The sequence below is a fragment of the Sphingopyxis sp. Soil_C_28 genome, from assembly GCF_057657055.1.
Map to the genome: position 1 here is coordinate 1137382 of NZ_JBDGJE010000001.1, position 23623 is coordinate 1161004.

Annotated in this window: 19 protein-coding genes; 11 read left to right on the top strand and 8 right to left on the bottom strand. The window is 64.0% G+C overall.

The window, feature by feature from the left end; translation table 11 throughout:
* The first annotated feature begins 11 nt into the window (after positions 1–11).
* The 3 genes from AC3A43_RS05300 (at position 12) to AC3A43_RS05310 (ending at position 5969) form a co-directional block, all read left to right on the top strand.
* Positions 12–488, top strand: a complete 477-nt coding sequence (locus tag AC3A43_RS05300; RefSeq protein WP_487791482.1) for a glutathione peroxidase — start codon at positions 12–14, stop codon at positions 486–488.
* Positions 489–752: 264 nt separating this feature from the next.
* Positions 753–4253, top strand: a complete 3501-nt coding sequence (gene dnaE / locus AC3A43_RS05305; RefSeq protein ID WP_487791483.1) for a DNA polymerase III subunit alpha — start codon at positions 753–755, stop codon at positions 4251–4253.
* Positions 4254–4370: 117 nt separating this feature from the next.
* Entirely contained in the window at positions 4371–5969 is a 1599-nt protein-coding gene (locus tag AC3A43_RS05310; RefSeq protein ID WP_487792025.1) for a long-chain fatty acid--CoA ligase, read from the top strand.
* Here the strand turns inward: AC3A43_RS05310 and AC3A43_RS05315 are convergent.
* The 4 genes from AC3A43_RS05315 to AC3A43_RS05330 are packed head-to-tail and all read right to left on the bottom strand — an operon-like array spanning position 5966 to position 10170.
* A complete protein-coding gene (locus tag AC3A43_RS05315) occupies positions 5966–7054 on the bottom strand; it encodes a PA0069 family radical SAM protein (protein WP_487791484.1) in 1089 nt (362 codons plus the stop codon). The genes AC3A43_RS05310 and AC3A43_RS05315 overlap by 4 nt on opposite strands.
* Before the next feature lie 46 nt (positions 7055–7100).
* Positions 7101–7625, bottom strand: a complete 525-nt coding sequence (moaB, locus tag AC3A43_RS05320; RefSeq protein WP_487791485.1) for a molybdenum cofactor biosynthesis protein B — start codon at positions 7623–7625, stop codon at positions 7101–7103.
* The gene (locus AC3A43_RS05325; RefSeq protein ID WP_487791486.1) at positions 7615–9369 is read right to left on the bottom strand and encodes a lytic transglycosylase domain-containing protein; all 1755 of its coding nucleotides are present in this window, start codon (positions 9367–9369) and stop codon (positions 7615–7617) included. The genes moaB and AC3A43_RS05325 overlap by 11 nt, the downstream gene beginning before the upstream one ends.
* Before the next feature lie 12 nt (positions 9370–9381).
* Positions 9382–10170, bottom strand: coding sequence for a uracil-DNA glycosylase family protein (locus AC3A43_RS05330; protein ID WP_487791487.1), 789 nt, complete (start codon positions 10168–10170; stop codon positions 9382–9384).
* Positions 10171–10289: 119 nt separating this feature from the next.
* Here AC3A43_RS05330 and AC3A43_RS05335 point away from each other — a divergent pair, with 119 nt between their 5' ends.
* The 8 genes from AC3A43_RS05335 to AC3A43_RS05370 all read left to right on the top strand — a co-directional run bounded on the left by AC3A43_RS05335 (position 10290) and on the right by AC3A43_RS05370 (position 20077).
* Positions 10290–11945: an electron transfer flavoprotein-ubiquinone oxidoreductase gene (locus AC3A43_RS05335; protein ID WP_487791488.1), complete on the top strand. Its 1656-nt coding sequence runs from the start codon at positions 10290–10292 to the stop codon at positions 11943–11945.
* 91 nt (positions 11946–12036) lie between these two features.
* On the top strand, positions 12037–13599 hold the full coding sequence (locus AC3A43_RS05340) for a tetratricopeptide repeat protein (protein ID WP_487791489.1): 1563 nt from the start codon (positions 12037–12039) through the stop codon (positions 13597–13599).
* Between the two features lie 8 nt (positions 13600–13607).
* Entirely contained in the window at positions 13608–14447 is an 840-nt protein-coding gene (locus AC3A43_RS05345; protein ID WP_487792026.1) for a 4-(cytidine 5'-diphospho)-2-C-methyl-D-erythritol kinase, read from the top strand.
* Positions 14444–15175: an N-formylglutamate amidohydrolase gene (locus AC3A43_RS05350; protein WP_487791490.1), complete on the top strand. Its 732-nt coding sequence runs from the start codon at positions 14444–14446 to the stop codon at positions 15173–15175. Before AC3A43_RS05345 ends, AC3A43_RS05350 begins: the two co-directional genes overlap by 4 nt.
* 59 nt (positions 15176–15234) lie before the next feature.
* Positions 15235–17112, top strand: a complete 1878-nt coding sequence (gene ilvD / locus AC3A43_RS05355; protein WP_487791491.1) for a dihydroxy-acid dehydratase — start codon at positions 15235–15237, stop codon at positions 17110–17112.
* Positions 17109–17498 carry a hypothetical protein gene (locus tag AC3A43_RS05360; protein ID WP_487791492.1) on the top strand — a complete coding sequence of 130 codons (390 nt, stop codon included), beginning with the start codon at positions 17109–17111 and terminating at the stop codon, positions 17496–17498. Before ilvD ends, AC3A43_RS05360 begins: the two co-directional genes overlap by 4 nt.
* A gap of 25 nt (positions 17499–17523) precedes the next feature.
* Complete coding sequence (locus tag AC3A43_RS05365) at positions 17524–18876, top strand: NAD(P)H-hydrate dehydratase (protein ID WP_487791493.1); 1353 nt, start codon at positions 17524–17526, stop codon at positions 18874–18876.
* A gap of 1 nt (position 18877) precedes the next feature.
* The gene (locus AC3A43_RS05370) at positions 18878–20077 is read left to right on the top strand and encodes a class I SAM-dependent RNA methyltransferase (RefSeq protein ID WP_487791494.1); all 1200 of its coding nucleotides are present in this window, start codon (positions 18878–18880) and stop codon (positions 20075–20077) included.
* Here AC3A43_RS05370 and AC3A43_RS05375 read toward each other — a convergent pair whose 3' ends face one another.
* The 4 genes from AC3A43_RS05375 to AC3A43_RS05390 form a co-directional block, all read right to left on the bottom strand.
* Complete coding sequence (locus AC3A43_RS05375; protein ID WP_487791495.1) at positions 20078–20512, bottom strand: MAPEG family protein; 435 nt, start codon at positions 20510–20512, stop codon at positions 20078–20080.
* Between the two features lie 13 nt (positions 20513–20525).
* Complete coding sequence (locus tag AC3A43_RS05380) at positions 20526–20957, bottom strand: MAPEG family protein (RefSeq protein WP_487791496.1); 432 nt, start codon at positions 20955–20957, stop codon at positions 20526–20528.
* Positions 20958–21024: 67 nt separating this feature from the next.
* Positions 21025–22170: a CaiB/BaiF CoA transferase family protein gene (locus AC3A43_RS05385; protein WP_487791497.1), complete on the bottom strand. Its 1146-nt coding sequence runs from the start codon at positions 22168–22170 to the stop codon at positions 21025–21027.
* Between the two features lie 81 nt (positions 22171–22251).
* Entirely contained in the window at positions 22252–23577 is a 1326-nt protein-coding gene (locus AC3A43_RS05390; RefSeq protein ID WP_487791498.1) for an MFS transporter, read from the bottom strand.
* Between the last annotated feature and the right edge of the window lie 46 nt (positions 23578–23623).

Genomic DNA, 23623 nt, shown 5'->3' on the forward strand with positions numbered 1-23623 from the left:
GGGGACGGATCATGGGACTTTACGATCTTTCGGCGCCGCTGCCCGGTGGGGCCAAGCAATCGATGGCGGATTATCGCGGCAAGGTGCTGCTGATCGTCAACACCGCCTCGAAATGCGGCTTCACCCCGCAATATGAGGGGCTGGAGGAGCTGTACCGCGATTACAAGGATCGCGGCCTGGAAATCCTTGCCTTCCCATGCAATCAGTTCGGGGCGCAGGAACCAGGCGATGCGGCAGAAATCGCAAACTTCTGTTCGCTCACCTATGATGTCAGCTTTCCCTTGATGGCCAAGATCGATGTCAACGGCGACGATGCCGATCCGATCTTCAAGCATTTGAAGAAGGAAAAGACGGGATTGCTCGGCAGCGGGATAAAATGGAATTTCACCAAATTCCTGGTCGACCGGAACGGCAAGACCGTTTCGCGCCACGCGCCCACCACCAAGCCCGAACAATTGCGCAAAGAGATTGAGCAACTGCTCGGCTAGATCGGATCATATGCCCGGCATGAAGCGAACAACGCGGATTTTGCTCAAGCAGGTCGCCGTTTTCTGCGTCTTGTTCGCCGTGACGATCGTCGTGCGGAACCGCTTCGGATGGACTGGCGTGCTCGCTCTAATTCCAATCTTTTTGGCCGCCGGATATTTCCGAGCGATGATCGCTAAGAAATGGGCGCAACGGGGAGCGATTAAATAGCGAGTGGGGTCCGCAGAGCCCTTCCCCGAATCGTCACATATGCCTAGCGTCATCCGATGGCCTTCAGCCCCTTTGTCCCCCTGCGCGTCTTTTCCTGCTACACGATGCTCGAAGGAGCGATCGAGCCGAAAGCGATCGCCAAAGCCGCGCGCGACCGCGGATTTCCGGCAATTGCGATCTGCGACCGCAACGGCCTTTACGGCGCGATGGCGTTTGGCGAAGCGTGCAAGGCCGCTGGGGTGCAGCCGATCGTCGGTGCGCTGCTCAGCATTGCGCGGCCCGGACAGCGGATGGCCAATGGTGCACCGCTGATCGACTGGCTGGCGCTCTATGCGCAGGATGAGACGGGTTATGGCAACTTGTGCGCGCTCGTGTCAGCGGCGCATCTCGACCGACCGATCGAACAGGATCCGCATGTCACGCTTTCCGATCTGGCAGGCAAGACCGACGGGCTGATTTGCCTGACCGGCGGCGGCGAGGGCGCGTTGGCGCGATTGTTGGCGGGAGAGCAGGCGACCGCCGCCAATGATTATGTCGAGCAGCTGGAGGCCCTGTTCTCAGGGCGGCTCTATATCGAACTGTCGCGGCGCGGCGAGGCGGCCGAAATCGCGGCCGAAAAAGCGCTGATCGACATGGCCTATGCACGCGCCTTGCCGCTCGTTGCAACCAATCCGGCGAGCTTTGTCGAGCCCCAGTTCCACCCTGCGCACGATGCAATGCTGTGCATTGCGCAATCGGCCTATGTCGAAAGCGAGGACCGGCGCGTCAGCAGTCCCGAGGCATGGCTGAAGCCCGCCGAGGCAATGGAGGATGCCTTCTCGGATTTGCCCGAGGCGATGCGTAATACACTCACAATCGCGCAGCGCTGCGCGTTCATGGCGCCCAAGCGCAACCCGATCCTGCCGAGCCTTGCCGGCGACCGCGAGGCCGAGGCGGCGCAGCTCGCGCGCGATGCGCGTGACGGGCTCGACGCAAGGCTCGCGCATTATCCCGACCTGTCCGACGACGAACGTCAGGTCTATATCGACCGGCTTGATTTCGAAGTTGGCGTCATCGTCCAGATGGGGTTTCCGGGATACTTCCTGATCGTTGCCGATTTTATCAAATGGGCGAAAAATCACGATATTCCGGTGGGTCCGGGGCGTGGTTCGGGTGCGGGCAGTGTAGTTGCCTGGGCGCTGACGATCACCGATCTCGATCCGCTCAAGCTTGGCCTGCTGTTTGAGCGCTTCCTCAACCCCGAACGCGTGTCGATGCCCGACTTCGACATCGACTTCTGCGAAACGCGGCGCGGCGAAGTGATCCGCTATGTGCAGGAGAAATATGGGCGCGATACTGTCGCGCAGATCATCACCTTCGGTAAACTGAAGGCCCGCGCGGTGCTCAAGGACACCGGACGCGTACTCCAGATGAGCTATGGCCAGGTCGATCGGCTCGCGAAGCTGGTGCCCAACCATCCGACCGATCCCTGGACGCTCGAACGCGCGCTGAACGGCGTGTCTGAGCTGATGACCGAATATAAACAGGATGACGGGGTGCGCCGCCTGTTCGACATGGCGCGCCAGCTGGAGGGATTGCCGCGTCACAGTTCGACCCACGCCGCCGGCGTGGTGATCGGCGACCGTCCGCTCGATCAGCTCGTCCCGCTCTATCGCGACCCGCGCTCCGACATGCCGGTGACGCAGTTCGACATGAAATATGTCGAGAGCGCGGGGCTGGTGAAGTTCGACTTTCTCGGGCTCAAGACGCTGTCGGTACTGAAAGAGGCGCGGCGGCTGCTGGCATTGCGCGGGATCGACGTCGACCTCGACGCGCTGCCATGGGAAGACGCGGACGCGACGCCCAAAGTTTACGAACTGCTCCAGCGCGGCGAGACGGTGGGGGTGTTCCAGCTGGAATCCGAAGGAATGCGACGAACGCTGTCGGCGGTGAAGCCGACCAATTTCGGCGACATCATCGCGCTCGTTGCGCTCTATCGCCCGGGGCCGATGGACAATATCCCGCTGTTCGGCGCGCGCAAGAACGGCCGCGAGGCGATCGCCTATCCGCATCCGCTGCTCGAGGGCATCCTCGCGGAAACTTACGGCATCTTCGTCTATCAGGAACAGGTGATGCAGGCGGCGCAGATCCTCGCCGGCTACAGCCTCGGTGGCGCCGACCTGCTGCGCCGCGCAATGGGCAAGAAGGTCCAGGCCGAAATGGACGCGCAGCGCGAAACCTTTGTGAAGGGCTGCGGCGAGCATAACCAGATCGCGCCAAAGGCCGCAAACGAGCTGTTCGACTTGATCGACAAGTTCGCGGGCTATGGCTTCAACAAGAGCCACGCCGCCGCTTACGCGCTGCTGTCCTATCAGACCGCATGGCTGAAGGCGCATCACCCGCACGAATTTTTCGCGGCGTCGATGTCGTTCGATAGCCATCAGACCGACAAGCTTTCGATCTTCATCGACGATATGCGCCGGCTGGGTATCCAGGTCGCGCCGCCGTCGATCAACGAGAGTGAGGCCGATTTTTCTGTCGGGAAGAGCGGCGACGAACTGGCGGTGCGGTTCGCGCTCGGCGCGCTGAAAGGCGTTGGCGAGAAGGCGATGGAAGCGCTGGTTGCCGAGCGCAACGCGAAGGGGGATTTCGCAAGCCTCGACGATTTCGCCAATCGCATCGATCCCAAACAGCTCAACCGCCGGCAACTCGAAGCGCTGGCGGGAGCGGGCGCATTCGACGGGATCGAGCCCGACCGCCCACGCGTTTATGCCGGCGCCGAAGCCATGCTGGGATCGGCCAACGTCAATGCGCGCGAGCGATCGATCGGGCAGGATTTCCTGTTCGGCGAAATCGATACCGTGCCGGCGCTGCGCCTGCCCGTTGCCGAACCCTGGACACTCGCCGAGCGGATGACGCGCGAAAAGGAGGCGTTCGGTTTTTATTTTTCGGCGCATCCCGTCCAGCAATATGAGGCGATCGTCGTCGCGCGGGGGGCGCGGACCTATGGCGAAATCTGCGCGAATGTCGAGATGACCCCCGGAACGCGCATCCCCATGACGATGGCGGGCATGGTCGAAAGCGCGCGGCCGCGGGTTTCGCAGCGGGGCAACCGGTTCCTGAACCTGACACTGTCAGACCGCAGCGGCCAGTTTCAGTCGAGCTGTTTCGACGAACAGGCAACCAAGATACTGGAAGCGCTCGCGGCCGATGGCGGCTGCGCGATCCTTGCGGTGGAACTCGACCTGCTCGAGGGTGAAGAAACGCCCCGGGTGACCGTGCGGGGCGCGCAGCCGCTGGCCGATATTGCGGCGACCGCGGCGCTGCAGCTGACGTGCCGCGTCGACCTTCCTGCCGCGATCGATGAAATGGTCCGGTTGCTCGATCGGCGTGACGATGCGCGCGGCCGCGTCATCGTCACGACTCGTGATCCGATGACCGACGAGGATATCTGCATCGAACTCGGACGCGGTTTTGCGCTTGGCCCCGATATTGTATCGCGTCTCGAAACGACGGCAGGGGTCAGCGATCCGGCATTGTCTCTCGTCGCGCCACGCGATTTTCGGGTTCGCGGATAGGCCGACAGCCGTTTTTCCTGCGGAAGGAGCGGTTGTTTTTGGTTTGGCCCCTTGCACCATCGCGGTTTGCGGCCTTATCCCTAGGCAAAATCATAAGAGGGATGCCTGATGTTCGGAATGCAAAGCCAGCCGCTGCTTGTCACCAGCCTGATCGATCACGCCGCGCGTGAACATGCCACGCGCGAGATCGTTTCGCGCTGGGCCGATGGAAGCATAACCCGGTCGACGTGGGGCGAGGTTGGCCAGGATGCGCGGCGCTTCGCTGCGGCAATGAAAAAGCTGGGGATGCAAAAGGGCGATCGCATCGCAACGCTGGCGATGAACCACGGTCATCATCTGGTCAGCTGGTATGGCAGTGCCGGGATCGGCGGCGTGCTCCACACGGTGAACCCGCGACTGTTCGACGAGCAGCTTATTTATATCATCAACCATGCCGAAGATCGTGTGCTGTTGTTCGACGCGATGTTCCTGCCGATCGTCGAGCGACTGCGCGCCCAGTTGCCGACGGTAGAGCATTTCATCCTGTTCGATGCCCCTGCGTGCGACGGCTATCTGTCGTATCGCGACCTGATCGACGCCGAGGATGGCAGCTTCGAATGGGTCGAACTGGACGAGCGCGATCCGGTCGGGCTTTGCTACACCAGCGGCACCACGGGCAACCCGAAGGGCGTGCTTTACGAGCATCGCTCGAACGTCATTCACGCGATCACGGAGATCCAGCCCGACGTGTTCGGGCTGGCGAACCGCAGCGTGATCCTGCCGATCGTGCCGATGTTCCATGCGAACAGTTGGGGCGTGCCCTTTGCAGCTGCGACTGTCGGCGCAAAGCTGGTGTTTTCGGCGACGAACGACGCGCAGGTGCTGTGCGACCTGATGCACGACGAGGGCGTCACCCACAGTGCCGGTGTGCCTACGGTGTGGATCGCAATGTTCGCGCATATGGACGCAACCGGCATCGGTTATGGCAAGCTCGAGCGCGTGATCATCGGTGGTTCGGCGGCGCCGCGCGCGATGATCGAACGGTTCATGCGTGCGGGAATTGCCGTCGGCCACGCGTGGGGCATGACCGAGACGAGTCCGATCGGGACGATGGGTAAGCGACCGTGGAACTGGGACGAGCTGAGCTTCGACGAGCAGGTCGATATCGTGTGTCGGCAGGGCTGCCCGCCGTTCGGTGTCGAACTGCGCATCGTCGACGACGAGGATGTCGAATTACCGCGAGACGGGGTGACGAGCGGACGGCTGCAATGCCGCGGGCCGTGGATCATCCAGCGCTATTTCAAGGCCGAAGCCGACGCGGCCGATGCCGATGGGTGGTTCGATACCGGCGACGTCGCGGTGCTCCATCCCGACGGAGTGATGCAGATCACCGACCGCGCGAAAGATGTGATCAAGTCGGGCGGCGAGTGGATCAGCTCGATCGAACTGGAAAATGCCGCGGTCGGCGCGCCGGGCGTGCAGGAAGCCGCCGCCGTTGGCGTCTATCATCCCAAATGGGACGAACGGCCCATCCTGCTGATCGTCAAGAAGCCGGGGTTCGAGGCGAGCGAGGCGGCGATCGTTGAGTATCTGCAAGACAAGGTCGCCAAATGGTGGCTGCCCGACGAGATCGTCTTTGTCGACGAGTTGCCGCACACGGCGACGGGCAAGATTCTGAAGCGGCAGATCCGGGACGATTATAAGGACTATAAGTTGAAATCGCTGGCGGCCGCCTAAAACAGTTCGATCTGTCCGTCGCGTTCGGGTGGGCGGAACAGATCGCTGCGGATCGGCGGAAAGCTCCTGTCCATGCCGTGCGCGTGCGCGGCGCGCTTGACGCGGGTGCGGATGAGCTGCGCCCAGACGCCTTGGCCCTTCATGCGCGTGAAGAAACCGGGGTCGTTATCGCGCCCGCCGCGAATATCCTGCACCATATGCATCACCTTGTCGGCGCGGTCGGGATAATGCGCGGCGAGCCAGGCGCGGAAGAGCGGCGCGACCTCATGCGGCAGGCGCATCAGAATGTAGGAAGCCCGGATCGCCCCTGAATCGGCAGCGGCGGCCATGATCGCCTCGATCTCGTGATCGGTGATCGCGGGGATGATCGGCGAGATATTGACCTGCGTCGGCACCCCGGCGTCGATCAGCTTGCGGATGGCGGCGAGGCGGCGGCGCGGGTGCGGGGCGCGCGGTTCCAGCGTGCGCGCGACTTGCGGATCGAGGGTTGTGACCGAAACCGCGACCCCGACGAGATTGTCGCGCGCCATGTCCGCGAGAAGGTCGATATCGCGCAGCACCCGGTCGGACTTTGTGGTGATGATCAGCGGATGGCGGGTTTCAGCGAGGACCTCGATGATCGAGCGGGTGATGCCCCACTCGCGCTCGATAGGCTGGTAGCCGTCGGTGTTCGTGCCGATCGCGATCGGCGCAACGGTGTAACCGCGTTTCGCAAGTTCGGTGCGCAGCAGTTTCGCGGCATCGGGCTTGGCGAACAGCTTGCTTTCGAAGTCGAGACCCGGCGAGAGGTCGTGGAAAGCGTGGGTCGGACGGGCGAAGCAATAGATGCAGCCATGCTCACAGCCACGATAGGGGTTGATCGATCGGTCAAAGCCGATGTCGGGCGATGTATTGCGCGAAATGATCGTTTTGGGATGCTCGACGGTCACCGTCGTACGCAACGGCGACGCATCGCCGTCGACCTCCTCCGCGGCGTCTAGCCAGTCGCCGTCGGCCACGCGCTCTGCCGACCCGGTGCGTGTGGGACGCAGGTTGGTAGGCGCGCCGCGTCCGGAAATCGGGGGTAGGGGTTTGTTCGATGCCACCGAAGAAGAATAGTCTGTCGATGGGAACAAATAAAGAACGAAATCACTATTCGGTGAGCCGGGGCATCAGTTCGACAAAGTTGCAGGGCTTGTGGCGGCTGTCGAGCTGGGTCGACAAAATACCCTCCCACGCGTCGGTCACGGCGCCCGTCGAGCCGGGGAGCGCGAAAATATAGGTGCCGCGCGCAACGACGGCGCAGGCGCGCGACTGGATCGTCGAGGTGCCGATCGTCTGGTAGCTGAGCCAGCGGAACAATTCGCCGAAGCCGGGAATGTCCTTGCCGTCGAGCCGGTGCAGCGCCTCGGGCGTGACGTCGCGGCCGGTCAGGCCGGTCCCGCCGGTCGTGATCACGACATCGACGTCCGGGTCGTCGATCCAGTTGTGGAGACGCGAGACGATCAGGTCGGTCTCGTCCTTGATGATCGCGCGCGCGACGAGGATGTGGCCGGCGGCGGTCAGCAATTCTTCGAGCTTGTCACCCGACCGGTCTTCCGCCGCGCTCCGGCTATCCGAAATCGTCAGCAGCGCGATGCGGACCGGCTTGAACGTGAGGCTTTCGTCAATCGGCATTGGCTATACCGCCCGCCCAGGTCAGGCGGGCGCGATCCTTGCTGTCGGGGAAGCGCGGCCATTTGCCTTGCGCGAGCGCGGCACGGCTGACCGACGGCTTGCCCTGCTGCGCTTCGTACATCCAGTAATTGCGCAGCACGATGCCGACATAACCTCGCGTTTCCCAATAGGGGATCGATTCCATGTAGAGCAAAGGATCGCCATTATCGCGGATTTCGGACTGCCAGCGCGCGACGGGTGCGGGCCCGGCATTGTAGGCGGCGATCACCTTGGGCAGCTGGCCGCCGGTCGAGGCGTCGCGGGCGAGATATTGCAGATAGCTCTGCCCCATGTCCATGTTGACCGCGGGGATGCGCAGATCGCCCGTGCCGCTGTCGCCGCGCCAGCGCGCCACGTCGCGCGCGGTGCCCGGACGCACCTGCATCAGGCCGAAGGCACCAGCGGGGCTGACGACGGTGCGCTGAAAACGCGATTCCTGCAGCGTGTGCGCGAAGACGAGGGCGGGATCGACCTTCCACCCGCCATTGGGTTCCCATTTGGGCTGCGGGTAGCGAGCCTGCGCCAAGGGTTTGCGGCCCTGCGGCGTATTATGGGCGAGATAGAGTTGTGTTTCGGGCAGGCTCAATGTGCCGGCAATCGCGAGCAATTGTTCGTGCTGGCGCGCATCGCCGATCCGCGCCTGATGGCGCAGCACCGCGTCGGCATATTGGTCTTCGCCAATCTCCGACAGCGCCATCGCGGAGCGAACGTTCGGCAGGTCTTCGAGCGTGCGCCAGGCGCTGCGATCGGCGCGCACATTTTCGCGCTGGCGGCTCGGTTCGACGCCGAGCGTCTCGGTGGCTAGCAGGCCGTAGAAGGTTTCTTCATTGGCGGCGGCGGCGCGCAGGCGCGGCTGCACCGATGCGGGTTCGCCGGCGGCGATCGCGGACCGCGCAGCCCAATAATAAGCGGCAGCGCGCAATTCGCTGTCGGGCGCCTCTTTCGCCACGCGGTCAAAGGCGCTCAGGGCGGTGCGATAGTCGCGGGTACGCCAGGCCGCGAGACCCTTGACCCATGCGCCCTGCGTTGCCCACGCGCCCTGACCGTTGCTGCATTCGTTCGCGAGGCGCAGCGCGTTGGCGTCGTCATTCTCGATATAATAGGACCAGGCGACCTTTTGCCGCCATTCGTTGCGCGCCTCGGGCGTCAGCTGATCACCGGCGGCGTTCAGCAGCGCTTCGGCGCCGGCAGGGTCATCATTCTTGATGCGTTCGGGGATCGAGCGCGCGAGTGCGGCCGCAGCGGGGTCGCCGCTGATCGCATCGGCACCGACGCGGCGGGGCGCCGTTCCGGCCCATGTGAGGCGGGCCTGCGAGGGAAGCGTCGGCAGGTCGGTCGCGCCGCGCTTTGCGGCAAGCCGGCCAAGCTGTTCAGCCTGCGGCAGATAGGGCGAGCGCGAAAGAATCGGCATGATGTCGGCGACTTCGGCGCGCGGGCTGTTCGGTGCGGTGAGCAGTTCGGCGCGCAGGAAGTCGTTGAGTGGACCGTTATCGGCACTATCGAGCAGCGATTTGGCCTCGGCCCAGCGCTGGCCGCGGATCGCGGTCAGCACCTGCGTGTAGAGCTGTTTCTGTTTCGACGACAGGATGTCAGGCACTGTCTGCGGCGCCGGTATCAGATCGCGGCTGCTCGCATCGGCGGCCATGAGCGGCGATGCGACGAAAGCGGCGGCGAGAACCGCGCATGAAACGAAAGTCTTGGTCATATTCTGCATCCGTCAACGTCCCCGGTTGAACAGTTTCAGGCTATCCCAGGCCGCCGCTTTCTGTGCGGGCCGGGCCAGGAGCATCGCAGGATGCGCCACAGCCACCGCCTCCATCCTTCCGCCATCTTGGTTAATATCTAGTAACTTTCCGCGCGCATCGGGCAACGCCGTCGCGGCGACCATGCGAACGATGTCGCCACCAATCAGCAGCAGCCGTTCCGGTGTGGCCAGACGCAGGTGGTGCCAGAGCAGGCGGTCGAGTTCCAACGCCTCGCCTTCGTCACAGCGTCCACCGGCGGGGCGCGTCACAGCGAGGCTCGCGATATAGCAATCGCCGCGCGCCAGCCCGATCGCCTGCAGCATGGCGTCGAGCAACTTTCCTGCCGGTCCGGAAAACAGAGTGCCGTCGCGCTGATCGTCGATTTCGGGCCATGCGGTCAGGAGCATCAGGCGCGCGCGCGCATTGCCAGCAGGAAGTATGCGGCGGGCGTCCCATTGGCTGCCCGGAACATCGTCGCTCGTCGCAAGCCAGCGCTGAAAATCATTCCAGTCTTCGGGAAAGACCACCGGCCCCTTCGTCTCGACGACGTTCGGGGTCTCCTGACGCCGAAGCGCTGCGGGGAGCGGTAACGGTTCGGGTTCGGCATGGACAACGCGCTTCGGTCTGGCTGCCGCAGCGTCATTTGCGGGCGGCGTTACGAGCCAGCCCGCGGGCTCTTCGCCGACGAGCGTGTCGACACCTGCCAGCGACCACCAGCCGCAAGTGCTTTCCGCTAGCAACGCTGAATATGACCCACCCATCGATTTACACCAAACAGGTGGTTGACGGACCCGTCAATTGGCGGGCATCGCAATTCGTGACAGAATGAGCGCCGGACACGATGAATGATCGGCGCGGGGACGGCAGAAAGGTATTTGCGGTGAGCGAACGGGAATCGATGCCCTATGACGTGGTCATCGTCGGTGCGGGTCCGGCGGGACTTTCGGCGGCGATCCGCCTCAAACAATTGGCGAATGACGCGGGCAGAGAATTGTCCGTGTGCATCCTTGAAAAAGGATCGGAAGTCGGCGCGCATATCCTGTCGGGAGCGGTGATCGACCCCAAGGGGCTCGACGAGCTGTTGCCCGAATGGCGGACGCAAGGCTGTCCGCTCGCGGAGGTGCCGGTCAACGACAACCAGCACTGGATCCTGACCAAGACCAAAAAAATTGGCATGCCGCACATCGTCACGCCGCCCTTCATGCACAATAAGGGCACCTACACCGGCAGCCTCGGCAATCTCTGCCGCTGGCTCGCCGAGCAGGCCGAAGGGCTGGGGGTCGAAATCTTCCCCGGCTTCCCCGCGGCCGAAATTCTCTACAATGAGGATGGCTCGGTCAAAGGCGTGGCGACGGGCGACATGGGCATCGCGCGCGACGGAAGCCACAAGGGCGATTACGCCCCCGGCCTCGAACTCCACGCGAAATACACCTTCTTTGCCGAGGGCGTGCGCGGTCACCTGACCAAGATGATCAAGCCGCAGTTCGCGCTTGATGCCGATTGTGAGCCGCAGGTTTATGGCCTTGGCGTCAAGGAACTGTGGGATATCAAGCCTGAGAATCACGCGGAGGGCCGCGTGATCCACACGCAGGGCTGGCCGCTCGACCAGCATGCCAATGGCGGCGGTTTCCTCTATCATCAGGCGAACGGGCAGGTCGCTCTCGGTTTCGTCACCTGGCTCAACTATCGCAACCCGCACATCTCGCCGTTCCAGGAGATGCAGAAGTGGAAAACGCACCCCGAGATCGCAAAGATACTGAAGGGCGGCAAGCGCGTTTCCTATGGCGCGCGCGCGATCAGCGATGGCGGCCTGCAATCGGTGCCGAAGCTTGCCTTCCCGGGCGGCGCGTTGATTGGTGACACCGCCGGTTTCCTGAACGTTCCGCGCATCAAGGGCACACATACTGCGATGAAATCGGGCATGATGGCGGCCGAGGCGGCGTTTGCCGCGGTGGCCGCGGGCCGGTCGAGCGACACGCTCGACGCGTATCAGGCCGCCTTCGACGACAGCTGGGTCAAGAAGGAACTGAGCGTCGTTCGTAACGTGCTGCCGCTCGTCGAGAAATATGGCGACATGGCGGGCACGATCCTGTCGGGTATAACGATGTGGCTCGAAACGCTGAAGATCAAAGTGCCCTTCACGATGAAGCATCATCCGGACAATGAGAGCCTGTACCGGGCCGACATCATGCCGAAACCGGACTATCCCAAGCCCGACGGGGTGCTGACCTTCGATCGTCTCTCCTCGGTGTTTGTTTCGAACACCAATCATGAGGAGGACCAGCCGGTCCACCTGCAGCTTAAAGATCCGTCGATCCCCGTCGCATATAACCTGCCGCTCTATGATGAACCCGCGCAGCGTTATTGCCCCGCCGGCGTCTACGAGATCGTCGGCGAGGCCGAGGGAGATCCCAAATTCGTCATCAACGCGCAGAATTGCGTCCACTGCAAGACCTGCGACATCAAGGACCCGACCCAGAATATTAACTGGGTCACCCCCGAAGGCGGCGGAGGCCCCAATTACCCGAACATGTAAGCCCGCGCGCTTTCTTCTCGCCGTCGCCGCGCTTGCGCTGGCGGTACCGGCGCAGGCCGTCGACGACAATGGCGCGGCGCTGAACGCGCTTGTGCGTGCCCGGCTGGCGGAGGAGAGCGGCAAGCCCGCCGCGGCGCTGTCGGCGCTGACCGCGGTTTCCAGTGTTGCACCCGATCTGCCGGGCCTTCGCGGACGAATGCTCGAACAGGCGATCGAGGCGGGCGATCTCGACGCAGCGCGTACCGCCGCGTTACGGTTTTGGGCCGACGGCGACCGCCGGTTCGATGCGCAACTGGTGCTGATGGTCGATGCGATGCGCCGTTCCGACTGGAAAGCCGCTCGCATTTATATGGCGGGACGCAACGACAAGGCGGGCGCCGACACGATCGCACGGCTGATCCAGCCGACGGTGAATGCATGGATCGACGTTGGCGCGCGTGAGAAGTTGCCCGAACGCCATCTGGTCGCGGCCGACGGTCGCGCGCGGCCCGAGCCGGCGCTGTCTCTTCAGGTCGCGATGGTGCAAATCGCGACGGGGCGCGCGGCGGACGCGGCGGCGTTGACCGACCGCATCACACTGACCGACCGGACGAGCCAGCTCGTCGGGCTCCGCCTCGCGGCGACGCTGGACAAGGCGGGCGAGCGCGATGCTGCGCAGCGGCTGCGTGGGCGGATTGCTCTGGCGTCGGGGCAGCGCGAAGATCCGATGCTGTTACTCCCGGACCAGCCGGTTTCGACTCCGCGCGCAGGTGCCGCGCAGTGGCTCGGGCTACTCGCCGACGGATTGGCGCGAACGCCGAACGGCAGCACGAAAGTGCCGCTATTATTCGCCCGGACGGCTTATTGGCTCAACGATCAGGATTGGGCGGTCCGCGCCACACTCGTCGAGGCACTCGATCGCAACGGGCAGCGAGATGATGCGCTGGCGCTGCTCGGCGCCGGACGCGGCGCTCTGCCGCCTGTCCTCGCGATGCGGCGGGCTGAACTCATGGCCGATGAGGGGGATTTGTCCGGCGCGGCGAAGCTTGCGGAGGCGGCGGCGAATGACAACCCCGCACGCAGCCTGCTCGTCCGTCTGGCCGACATTGCACGGCGATCCGATAATCCCGCCGCAGCGGCGCGCGCCTATGAGCGTCTCGAGGCTGCGCTGGGAGAGGATGAGAGCGACCGCTCGCTGCGCGGCGGCTTGCTGATCGCGCGCGCCGAGATCCTGCTGCAGGCAGGGGAGTGGGATGCCGCCGCACCGCTGATGGAAAAGGCGGTCGCCTTGCAGCCCGACGACGCGACGGTCCTGAATTTCGTCGGCTATTCGGCACTTGAACGACGCAAGGATGTGAAGCAGTCGCTTGCCCGGATCGAAGCCGCATGGGCGCAGGAGCCGCAGAACGCGAGTATCGCGGATTCGCTCGGCTGGGCCTATTTCCTGACGGGGCGGCACGACGAAGCCGTGCCGCTGCTCGAAAAGGCGCAGCGCGGCGAGCCGGCAAATCCCGTGATCGTGGAACATCTGGGCGATGCCTATTGGCAAGCGGGCCGCAAATTCCAGGCGCGCTATAGCTGGCGCGCTGCGGCGCTGCTTGCCGAAGCCGAAATGGTAACGCGTCTGGAGGCAAAGCTGCGTGACGGGTTGACCCCCGCGACCACCGCGCCGTGACAGACGCAATGCAGGAAACCGGCTGGGCCAAGATCAACCTCGCGCTGCACGTCCGAGGGCGGCGCAGCGACGGCTATCACGAGATCGAGACATTTTTCGCCTTCGTTGACAGCGGCGATGCGATTACGGCCGAGGTCGCCGTGGCCGACGCATTGGTCATCGATGGCGAGTTTTCCGAAGGACTAAGCGCGGGTGGCGACAATCTGGTGATGCAGGTGCTGGCGCTGCTGCGCGCGCGTTACGGCGCCGACCGGGTGCCGCCGCTGACGGTGACGCTGACAAAGACGCTGCCGGTCGCTGCAGGGATCGGCGGCGGATCCGCCGATGCGGCAGCGATGGCGCGGATTGTGCGGCGGCATTTCCTTCCCGAGCTGGACGATGCGGCGCTGGCACGGCTTATGAGCTCGCTCGGTGCCGATATCCCCGCCTGCATCGCGAGCGCAACCTGCCTTGGCGTCGGCGTCGGCGAAGAATTGAGCGCAGTCCCCGAATTGCGGCTGGCTGGAACCCCCGTGTTGCTCGTCAATCCGCGCCAGCCGGTCGCGACGGGACCGGTATTTGCGGCGTGGGACGGGATCGACCGGGGGCCATTGTTCATCGGTTCGGATCTGCGTGCACAGCTGTTTGCGGGGCGTAACGACCTCCAGCGCCCGGCGACGGCGCAAAGCCCCGCGGTGGCGGAAATCGTCACCGAACTTGGGGCACTTCGACCGTGGCTTGCGCGCATGTCCGGATCGGGAGCGACCTGCTTCGCCCTGTTCGACGCGGAGGCCGAGCGCGACACGGCTGCCATCACGCTGGCACAGCGGCATCCGGGCTGGTGGCAGATGGCGGGAGCCTTGCGATGAGCGAGGCATGGCGCCAGCTTGGAGAAGCCCGCGGCGGCGGGATATTGCTGATCGCCGATCATGCATCTGCTTATGTTCCAGGCGATATCGACCTTGGTATCGATCCCGCGTTACTGGCGAACCATATCGCGATCGATATCGGAGTGGCGGAGGTCGCTGCGCTGCTGGTCGAAAGCGGTACGGTCGATGCGGCAATCCTGGGCGGCGTGTCGCGACTGGTCGTCGACTGCAACCGCGACGAGGATGCGCCCGGGGTGCTGCCAATCGCCAGCGACGGGCACGCGGTGCCGGGCAACGCGCTCGACGACGCGGCTCGTGAGGCGCGGCTGGCGCGTTTCTTCCGGCCCTATCACGCGCATATCGCCGCGACGATCGCGGCGCATCGCCCTGCTATGATCCTGTCGCTGCACAGCTTTACGCCGTCGCTGGAGAGCCATCCCGATCAGGCGCGACCGTGGCATGTCGGGGTGCTCTATAATGAGGACGACCGGCTTGCAGGCGCGGCAATCGCGGCGCTGAAGGCCGAGGAGATGATTGTCGGCGATCAGCAACCCTATTCGGGCAAGCTGCTCAACGCGACGATGAACCGCCATGCCGAGGGCAATGCTATTCCCTATGTCGGGATCGAGATGCGGCAGGATTTGGTCAGCGACGCGGCGGGGCAAGCCTTGTTCGCGGAAAAATTGGCGCGCATGTGCAAGAAAGTGACATTGAACATCGCCCAATAGGCGTGTAGACGCCCATCAAATCGATATATTTTGAAATATTATTTCTCGGAGCTTTCCAAATGCCTTCTTATCGTTCGCGCACCACCACGCATGGCCGCAATCAGGCCGGCGCCCGCGGGCTTTGGCGCGCGACGGGGATGAAGGACGGCGACTTTGGCAAGCCGATCATCGCGGTCGTCAACAGCTTCACCCAGTTCGTGCCCGGCCACGTCCACCTCAAAGACCTGGGCCAGATGGTTGCGCGCGAGATCGAGGCCGTGGGCGGGGTCGCCAAGGAATTCAACACGATCGCGGTCGATGACGGGATCGCGATGGGGCATGACGGCATGCTCTATTCGCTGCCGTCGCGCGACCTGATCGCGGACAGCGTCGAATATATGGTCAACGCGCATTGCGCCGACGCGATGGTGTGCATTTCCAACTGCGACAAGATCACGCCCGGCATGCTGATGGCCGCCCTGCGGATCAATATCCCTGTGGTATTCGTGTCGGGCGGGCCGATGGAGGCCGGCAAGGTCGTGCTGAAGGGCAAGACGGTCGCGCTCGACCTCGTCGACGCGATGGTCGCGGCCGCCGACGACAAATATACCGACGCCGAAGTGACCGCGATCGAACAGGCGGCGTGCCCGACCTGCGGATCGTGCTCGGGGATGTTCACCGCCAATTCGATGAACTGCCTGACCGAAGCGCTGGGGCTGTCGCTGCCGGGCAATGGATCGACGCTCGCGACACATGCAGACCGCAAGCAATTGTTCCTGCGCGCTGGGCGTATCGTCGTCGAGATGTGCAAGCGTCACTATGAGCAAGACGACGACAGCGTCCTGCCGCGCAATATCGCGACGTTCGAGGCATTCGAAAATGCGATGAGCCTCGACATCGCAATGGGCGGATCGACGAACACCGTGCTTCATCTGCTTGCTGCGGCGTTCGAGGCAGGGGTCGATTTCACGATGGCCGACATCGATCGGCTGTCGCGCCGCGTGCCGTGCCTGTCGAAGGTCGCACCCGCGAAGTCCGACGTCCATATGGAGGATGTGCACCGCGCCGGCGGGATCATGGCGATCCTTGGCCAGCTCGAACGCGCGGGTCTGCTCCACGCGCATCTGCCGACGGTACACAGCGCGACGCTCGGCGACGCGCTCAACAAATGGGACATCTCACGCACCAACGATCCCGAGGTGCAGAAATTCTTCATGGCCGCGCCGGGCGGGGTGCCGACGCAAGTCGCGTTCAGCCAGGACCGGCGCTGGGAATCGCTTGATCTGGACCGCGAGACCGGGGTGATCCGTTCCGCCGACCACGCCTTCAGCAAGGACGGCGGACTGGCGGTCCTGTCGGGCAATCTCGCGCTCGACGGCTGCATCGTCAAGACCGCGGGCGTCGATGATTCGATCCTGAAATTTTCGGGCCCCGCCAAAGTGTTTGAAAGCCAGGATGCATCGGTTGCGGGCATATTAACCGGACAGGTCGTTGCCGGCGACGTGGTGGTCATCCGTTACGAAGGGCCGAAGGGCGGACCGGGGATGCAGGAAATGCTGTATCCGACGAGCTATTTGAAGTCGAAGGGGCTGGGCGCCGCTTGCGCGCTCGTCACCGATGGGCGTTTTTCGGGCGGTACGTCGGGGCTCTCGATCGGTCACGCTTCGCCCGAGGCGGCCGAGGGCGGCCTGATCGGGTTGGTCGAAGATGGCGATCTGATCGAAATCGACATCCCCGGTCGCACGATCCGGCTCGCCGTCGCGGATGATGTTATTGCGGCGCGCCGCGCGGCGATGGAGGCCCGGGGCGATGCCGCCTGGCAACCCGCGAAACCGCGGCCGCGCAAGGTTTCGGTAGCACTACAGGCCTATGCCGCGATGACGACCAGCGCGGCGCGGGGCGCGGTGCGCGACCTGTCGCAGCTCGCCAAGCAGCGCCGAGGGGGAGGCAAGGGATGATTTCCAAACGGGGCGCGATCCTGCCGCTTTTACTGCTGGCGGCCTGCAACCGTGCGCCTGACAATGGCGAACTGGCCGAAGCCGAAGCGCGCGGTTCACGCGAAGCTGCTGAAAACGGCCGTATTGAATGTGCGCTCGAGGGCACGAAATTATTCGATCGCACGTGCACCGTCGAAGAGATGAGCGGCGAGGGCGGGACCATCCTTGTCGTCGGGCGCGGCAACGTCGGCTACCGCCGCTTGCAGATCACCACCGACGGACGCGGTCTGGTGTCGGCCGACGGGGCCGAGCCCGCGAAAGTGAGCATCATCGGCAACAATATGATCGAGGTTGCGGTGGGCCATGACCGCTATCGCCTGCCCGCCAATACGAGCGGCGCGAAATAGCCGATATCATGCTAGGGAAACGGGCATGACCGTTCCCGCTGACGCCCCGATCCTGACCACAAAGGCGATGCGCGAGGCCGAGGCCGCCTGCGCGATCCAGGGTACCTCGCTGTCCGAACTGATGCACCTTGCGGGCGCGGCAATTGCCGAGACGGCGTGGCGGATGGCTGCGGGATCGCCGATCCTGATCCTGTGCGGCCCTGGAAATAACGGCGGCGACGGCTATGTCGCCGCGCGCCTGCTGGCGGAGCGCGGAGCCGCAGTCCGGGTTGCGGCGCTGGCCGAGCCGGCGACCGATCTGGCGAAAGCCGCACGGGCAGGGTGGACCGGCCCCGTCGAGGCCCTCGATGGCCGCCTAGCCCCGGCCCCTTTGATCGTCGACGCCCTGTTCGGGGTCGGGCTGTCGCGACCAATCTCGGGCGAGATCGCTGGCATTCTAGGTCACTTTATTGATCGCCGGGTTTTGGCGGTCGATGTGCCGAGCGGCGTCGAAAGCGACGGCGCGGCCGACTGGATGCCGCCGCTGCGTGCCAACGTAACGCTCGCGCTGGGCGCGCTGAAACCCGCGCATGTGCTGCTGCCGACCGCGCCGGGGTGCGGTCGCGTTCTGCTCGCCCCGATCGGCATTTCGGCGAACATGGCAATGCGGACCTTGCCAGCGGCACGGACGCCGAAACCTGACGCCACCTCACACAAGTTCACCCGCGGCATGGTACTGGTCTTCGCCGGACCGATGCGCGGCGCCGCCGGCCTGACGGCGGCGGCGGCGCTGCGCGCGGGGGCGGGCTATGTCGTGCTCGAAGGCGACGCGCATGCGCCGTTTGCAGCAATCATCGCCGAGAGCGATGCGCGATTTGGCGAGCGGCTCAACGATGCGCGCGTCGGCGCGGTCGTCATCGGTCCGGGATTTCCCGCATGCGACGAACTGCTGTTCGATGTCGATGCCGCACTCGATTCAGGCAAGTCGCTCGTGCTCGATGCGGCAGCGATCGACGCGGCGCTGCCGCGCCTGTCCGAAACGCCGTGCAAAGCGATCCTGACTCCGCATGAAGGCGAGTTCGCACGCGCCTTTCCACAGCTTTACGGCAGCAAGATCGACCGCGCGAAAGCGGCAGCGGCCCGGACGCAGGCGGTCATCGTCTACAAGGGTGCCGACACGATCATCGCTGCGCCCGATGGCCGTGTCGTTGCCGCCTGGCCGGGAAGCCCGTGGCTAGCGACCGCCGGGACGGGTGATGTGCTGGCGGGCGCATGCGGCGCGATGCTCGCCCGCGGCGGTGATCCCTTCGACGCCGCTGTTGCAGCGGTGGGGTGGCATATCGCGCAAGCCGCGCGTATAGGCCCCGGCCTTGTGGCCGACGATCTGGTTAGGGACTGAAATGAGTGAAGCTGCGCTGATCGAGCGCATTGCCGCGCGCGGCGATGGCGTGACGGGCGACGGCCGCCATGTGGCGGGCGGCGTGCCGGGCGATCGCGTGCGCGATGACGGTATCATCATCCCCGGTCCCAACCGCGCCGAACCGGCGTGCCGGCATTTCGGCAAGTGCGGCGGGTGCCAGTTGCAGCATGTCGCCGAACCGGCGCTCGCCGACTTTGTACGCGACCGTGTGGTCGGCGGGCTCCAGGGACAGGAAGTGACCGGAATTCAGGTTCTTCCCGCCTTGCTTTCGCCGCCGCAAAGCCGGCGCCGTGCCGTGCTGACGGCACTTCGCACGGGAAAGCAGGTCGCGATCGGTTTCAACGCCGCGCAGAGCAACCAGATCGTCGATATGCGGATGTGCCCGCTGCTGCTACCCGAACTGGCCGCCTTGATCGCGCCGATACGGCAACTTCTGACGATGATCGCGCAGCAGCGGCGACCGGTGAAGGTCAAGCTGCAGATGCTCGATCAGGGCGCCGAACTGATACTCGAGGGCGTGAAGGCCGAGGGGCTCGAAGCGGCGATGGCGCTGCAGGATTTCGCAGGGGCGCACAAGCTGGCGCGCTTTGCGATCGATCAGGGCGACGGCCTCGAAACGCTTTGGCAGCCCGAACCGCCGACGATGCGATTTGGCGATGTAACGGTTGAACTGCCGGCCTTTGCCTTTTTGCAACCGACGGCAACCGGGCAGGCCGCGCTGATCGATGCGGTGATCAAGGCGATTGGCGATGCGCCCACAGTCGCCGACCTGTTCGCCGGCGTCGGCACGTTCGCGCTGTCGGTGCAGGCGGGGCGAAAAGTCTACGCCGCCGAAGGCGCGCGCGATGCCATCGCCGCGTTGGCCGGCGCCGCCAACCGCGCGCGTGCGCTGGTGGCCACCGAACATCGCGACCTGTTTCGCCGCCCGCTCATTCCCGCGGAGCTCGAAAGATTTGGCGCGATCATCCTCGATCCTCCACGTGCGGGGGCCGAGGAGCAGGTGAAACAGCTAGCGGCGTCGAAGGCGCCGGTGATCGCTTACGTCAGCTGCAATCCCGCGAGTTTCGCGCGCGATGCAAAGACGCTGATCGAAGGGGGCTACACGCTCGATTGGGTGCAGCCTGTCGGCCAGTTCCGTTGGTCGACCCATGTGGAACTGGCCGCACGCTTTTCGCGCTGATCAGTGCAGCACAAAACCCATGAAGGCGTGAAGGCACAAAGCGAGCAGCGCGAGGCTGGCCAGCGCAAAGACGCCAAAGCGCCACATCACGCGGTTCACCGTCGCCTGGATCAGGCTGTGCAGGATGCGTAAACCGACATAGGCCCAGGCGAGCTGCGTGTTGAGCCCGCCGCCCATGTCGCCGATCGCGAGCGCAAGCGCGACGGCATAAAAGACCGTCGGCTGCTCCATCAGATGATTATAATTATGCGCCTTCCATTGCACTTCGGGAGGCAGCACCTCGTCGAGGCCGCGCCCCGTCGTGCCGACGAGATTCTTGGCATCGATCTTTGCGCGCTGCATCGCCGGGATCCGGGTCGCGTACATCCAGACCCACATGATCATCGACCACAGCGCGAGCGTTGCAACCGGCCCCAATATTGCGTTCGTATCCATATTCTTTCCCCCTTCAGCCCAAAGTTGCTATCACGGCCAGCGCGGACAGTGCGAACAGGCACAAGGTCGCCACCGTGAAAATGATAAAACGCACCGGCACGCGGTTCACCGTCGATTGCCAGAAACTGTGCACGATCCGCAGCACGACGTAGGCCCACGCCAGCCCGCGGGTCAGGTCGGTGCTGCCGCCCGACAGATGCAGGAAGACGATAACGGCGTAGAACAAAGTCGGTTGCTCGCACAGATGCGTGTAATTATGCGATTTCCAGTTGGTGAGTGGCGGCAGCACACCCTCCAGATCGACGCCGCGTCCGCCGGGCGGTGCCGCCTTCAGGTCGATACCGACCTTGGAAAAGGCTTGAAAGCGAGACACACCCGCCCAGGTCAGCACGATGAGCGTCCACAGCGCGAGCACCGCGCCGGGCGCGAGAAGATTTTCAGGCATTTGGCTCCCCCCTTGTCTATTTGCCGGCGATGCTAAGGCACGCGGCCGACATTGCAACCGGCGACGTTCAGCGCTCCAGTTCGCCGCGGATCTCCGCGCCGTCGCCATCGACGCGCGGTGCGAAGCCGAGATCGCGGGGCAGCATCGCGCCATATTTCACCGGCGGCTGCATTTCGTGGAACGCGCCGACATCGGGATGCGTGCGGTGCCGGAAGAAACCGGTCGCGACGAAATGCGGATCCTCCTTGATATCCTGCAGGTCGCGCGCCGCCATGGCGGGGATGTCGTTCGCCGCGAACAGCGCCAGCCATTCGGCATTGGTCTTTGCCGGGGTCTTGCGCGCAATCTCGCTGTAGATGATCGGCATATGCTGCCCCCTGGCCTTGGCCTCTTCATATTCGGGCGTTTCGAGCAGGTCTCCGCTGCCGAGCAGCGCCATCAGTCGCGCTGTCGATTCGGGCGTATAAGGGACGATTGCGAGATAGCCATCGCTGGTGGGGAAGGGCTGACGTGTCGGGTCGAGCTGGCGCGGATAGCCCGCGGGGCCGATCGCCGGGTCGAGCGCGGCGTCGCGCAGATGCTCGGTGAGCATGAAGGATGCGAAGCATTCGAACATCGGTACTTCGACCTGCTGTCCCTCGCCGGTGCGCAGCTTGTGGACGAGCGCCGCGAGGATCGCCTGCGCGCCGAACTGGCCCGCGATCTTGTCGGCGATAAGCGAGGGGAAATACCGCGGGCTGGGGTTACCGTCGACGCGCGGGAGCAGGCTGGTGGTGCCCGTCGCGGCCTGGATTACGTCGTCGTACGCCTGAAGATCGGCATAAGGGCCATCCTGACCAAAGCCGGTGCCATGGACATAGATGATGTCGGGCTTGAGCGCCTTGCAGCCTTGATAGTCGAAACCGAGGCGCGTGATCGCCTTGCCGCGTACATTGTGGAAAAAGACGTCGGCGGTCGCGACAAGATCGCGCAGCACCGCCGCGTCTTCGGGCTTTTTGATATCGAGCGCGATCGATCGTTTTCCCCGGTTCACCGTCAGGTGAATCGACCCCATCGTCGGATCGGGAACGCCGCTGCCCAGATAGCGCGAGATATCCCCCACGCCGGGGGTTTCAACCTTGATGATTTCGGCGCCAAGGTCCGCGAGCATCTGCGTCGCATAGGGGCCGAAGATGACCGTGGTGAGATCGACAATCCGGATCCCTGACAACATTTGCGCACATCCTCTCTCTGCTTCTTCGGGCACGATAGAATGATTGCAAAGTAAAACGGAAGAGGGCTTCCCCGATTTTCCTTACGCCGCCGCAGACTCAGCTTCGTCCCCGCCATTTCCGGCGGCATAGGCGGCCGAGATTCGGCGATAGGATCGCGAGCCCAACGCCAGCAGGGTCAGAAGCACGCCAAGGACGCCCGCAATCGTGAAAACGATTGCGATTCCGCGCTCGGGGCCGCGCCCGTACCAGTCACCGATCGCCGCGGCACCCGCCCCGTCGGTCATGAAAGGCACGAAGACGAACTGGGTGATCGGGGCGATGAGGAAAGCGGTGAGCGGCGAGGCGGCCTGTTCGACCGACTGCGCGAAACCAAAGACGCGCCCTTGCCGTTCGAAGGGCACGACTTTCTGAAGCGCGGTCTGTTCAGCCGCTTCGGCATAGGGGCCAAGGAACATCCAGATGAAGCAGCCCACGGCAAGCAGCGGGATCGACGACTGGATCGTAAAGACCGCAGCGACCACCCATTCGATCAGACAGACGAAGAGCAAAGTGCGGATCGGATTGGCGCCAAGACCGGTGCGTGAGATCAGCGCACCGCTGAGAATGAAAGCGCAGGACATGACGGCCCAGAGCAGGCCCCATTGCTCGACCTTCATCAGCGAGAGGCCATAGGCATCCATCAGCGCCATGAAGACCCCGCCGAGGAGATTGTTGAAGGATGAGAAAAGGATCAGCGCGAAAAGCCCGGGAATGCCAAGCACGACCCGAAATGTCCCCGCAAGGTCGATACCCGCGCGCGTGCCATGATCCGCGGCAGCGCGCGGCTCCTCCAGCTTGACGAACAGAAGATGGATCGCGACCGCGAGGGTGAAGGCGATCGCGAAAACCAGCGTGGCCGTCATCCCGCCCCAAGCGACCAGAAAGCCGCTGATCGCCGACGTGACCAGAAAACCGACGCCGCCGACCATGCCGACAAGGCCGTTCGCCTTGTCGCGGCGGTCTTCCTGGATCAGCAACGTCACAAGCGTCGGCAGCGCGATCATGCGGATGTTGCCGAAGATGACGGCGAGCATCGATATTAGGATGAAGAGCCAGAACGCGATGCTCGTCACGCTGGCCGACCGGATGTCGGGAACCAGCGCATAACCGGCGAGCGCCACGACGTAGAGAAAGAGCGAGGCGACACTCGACACCAGCATCATGTTGCGTTTGCCATGATGGTCGACGAGGCTGCCGAACCAAATGCCGAGCATTGCGGTCAGAACCAGATAGATGCCCGCGATCATCCCCGTCGCGAAAACCGATTGGGTTTCGAGGAAGGTCCAGAAGGTCAGCGCGAACCACACGGTGAAATTGGTGAGGTTGGCGACGAAATTGTTGGCGAGGAAATGATGGAAAGGCTGCATTGGCCGGGCAATCTAGCGGCTTGGCCTGAAAGAGAAAGGGCCGGCG

Excerpts from the sequence above, each read along its gene's own strand:
- AC3A43_RS05365 (WP_487791493.1), top strand. The coding sequence starts at position 17,524 with ATGACCGTTCCCGCTGACGCCCCGATCCTGACCACAAAGGCGATGCGC.
- dnaE (WP_487791483.1), top strand. The coding sequence starts at position 753 with ATGGCCTTCAGCCCCTTTGTCCCCCTGCGCGTCTTTTCCTGCTACACG.
- moaB (WP_487791485.1), bottom strand. The coding sequence starts at position 7,625 with ATGCCGATTGACGAAAGCCTCACGTTCAAGCCGGTCCGCATCGCGCTG.
- AC3A43_RS05385 (WP_487791497.1), bottom strand. The coding sequence starts at position 22,170 with ATGTTGTCAGGGATCCGGATTGTCGATCTCACCACGGTCATCTTCGGC.
- AC3A43_RS05375 (WP_487791495.1), bottom strand. The coding sequence starts at position 20,512 with ATGGATACGAACGCAATATTGGGGCCGGTTGCAACGCTCGCGCTGTGG.
- AC3A43_RS05325 (WP_487791486.1), bottom strand. The coding sequence starts at position 9,369 with ATGACCAAGACTTTCGTTTCATGCGCGGTTCTCGCCGCCGCTTTCGTC.
- AC3A43_RS05360 (WP_487791492.1), top strand. The coding sequence starts at position 17,109 with ATGATTTCCAAACGGGGCGCGATCCTGCCGCTTTTACTGCTGGCGGCC.
- AC3A43_RS05310 (WP_487792025.1), top strand. The coding sequence starts at position 4,371 with ATGCAAAGCCAGCCGCTGCTTGTCACCAGCCTGATCGATCACGCCGCG.
- AC3A43_RS05380 (WP_487791496.1), bottom strand. The coding sequence starts at position 20,957 with ATGCCTGAAAATCTTCTCGCGCCCGGCGCGGTGCTCGCGCTGTGGACG.
- AC3A43_RS05330 (WP_487791487.1), bottom strand. The coding sequence starts at position 10,170 with ATGGGTGGGTCATATTCAGCGTTGCTAGCGGAAAGCACTTGCGGCTGG.
- AC3A43_RS05345 (WP_487792026.1), top strand. The coding sequence starts at position 13,608 with ATGCAGGAAACCGGCTGGGCCAAGATCAACCTCGCGCTGCACGTCCGA.
- ilvD (WP_487791491.1), top strand. The coding sequence starts at position 15,235 with ATGCCTTCTTATCGTTCGCGCACCACCACGCATGGCCGCAATCAGGCC.
- AC3A43_RS05350 (WP_487791490.1), top strand. The coding sequence starts at position 14,444 with ATGAGCGAGGCATGGCGCCAGCTTGGAGAAGCCCGCGGCGGCGGGATA.
- AC3A43_RS05370 (WP_487791494.1), top strand. The coding sequence starts at position 18,878 with ATGAGTGAAGCTGCGCTGATCGAGCGCATTGCCGCGCGCGGCGATGGC.
- AC3A43_RS05300 (WP_487791482.1), top strand. The coding sequence starts at position 12 with ATGGGACTTTACGATCTTTCGGCGCCGCTGCCCGGTGGGGCCAAGCAA.
- AC3A43_RS05390 (WP_487791498.1), bottom strand. The coding sequence starts at position 23,577 with ATGCAGCCTTTCCATCATTTCCTCGCCAACAATTTCGTCGCCAACCTC.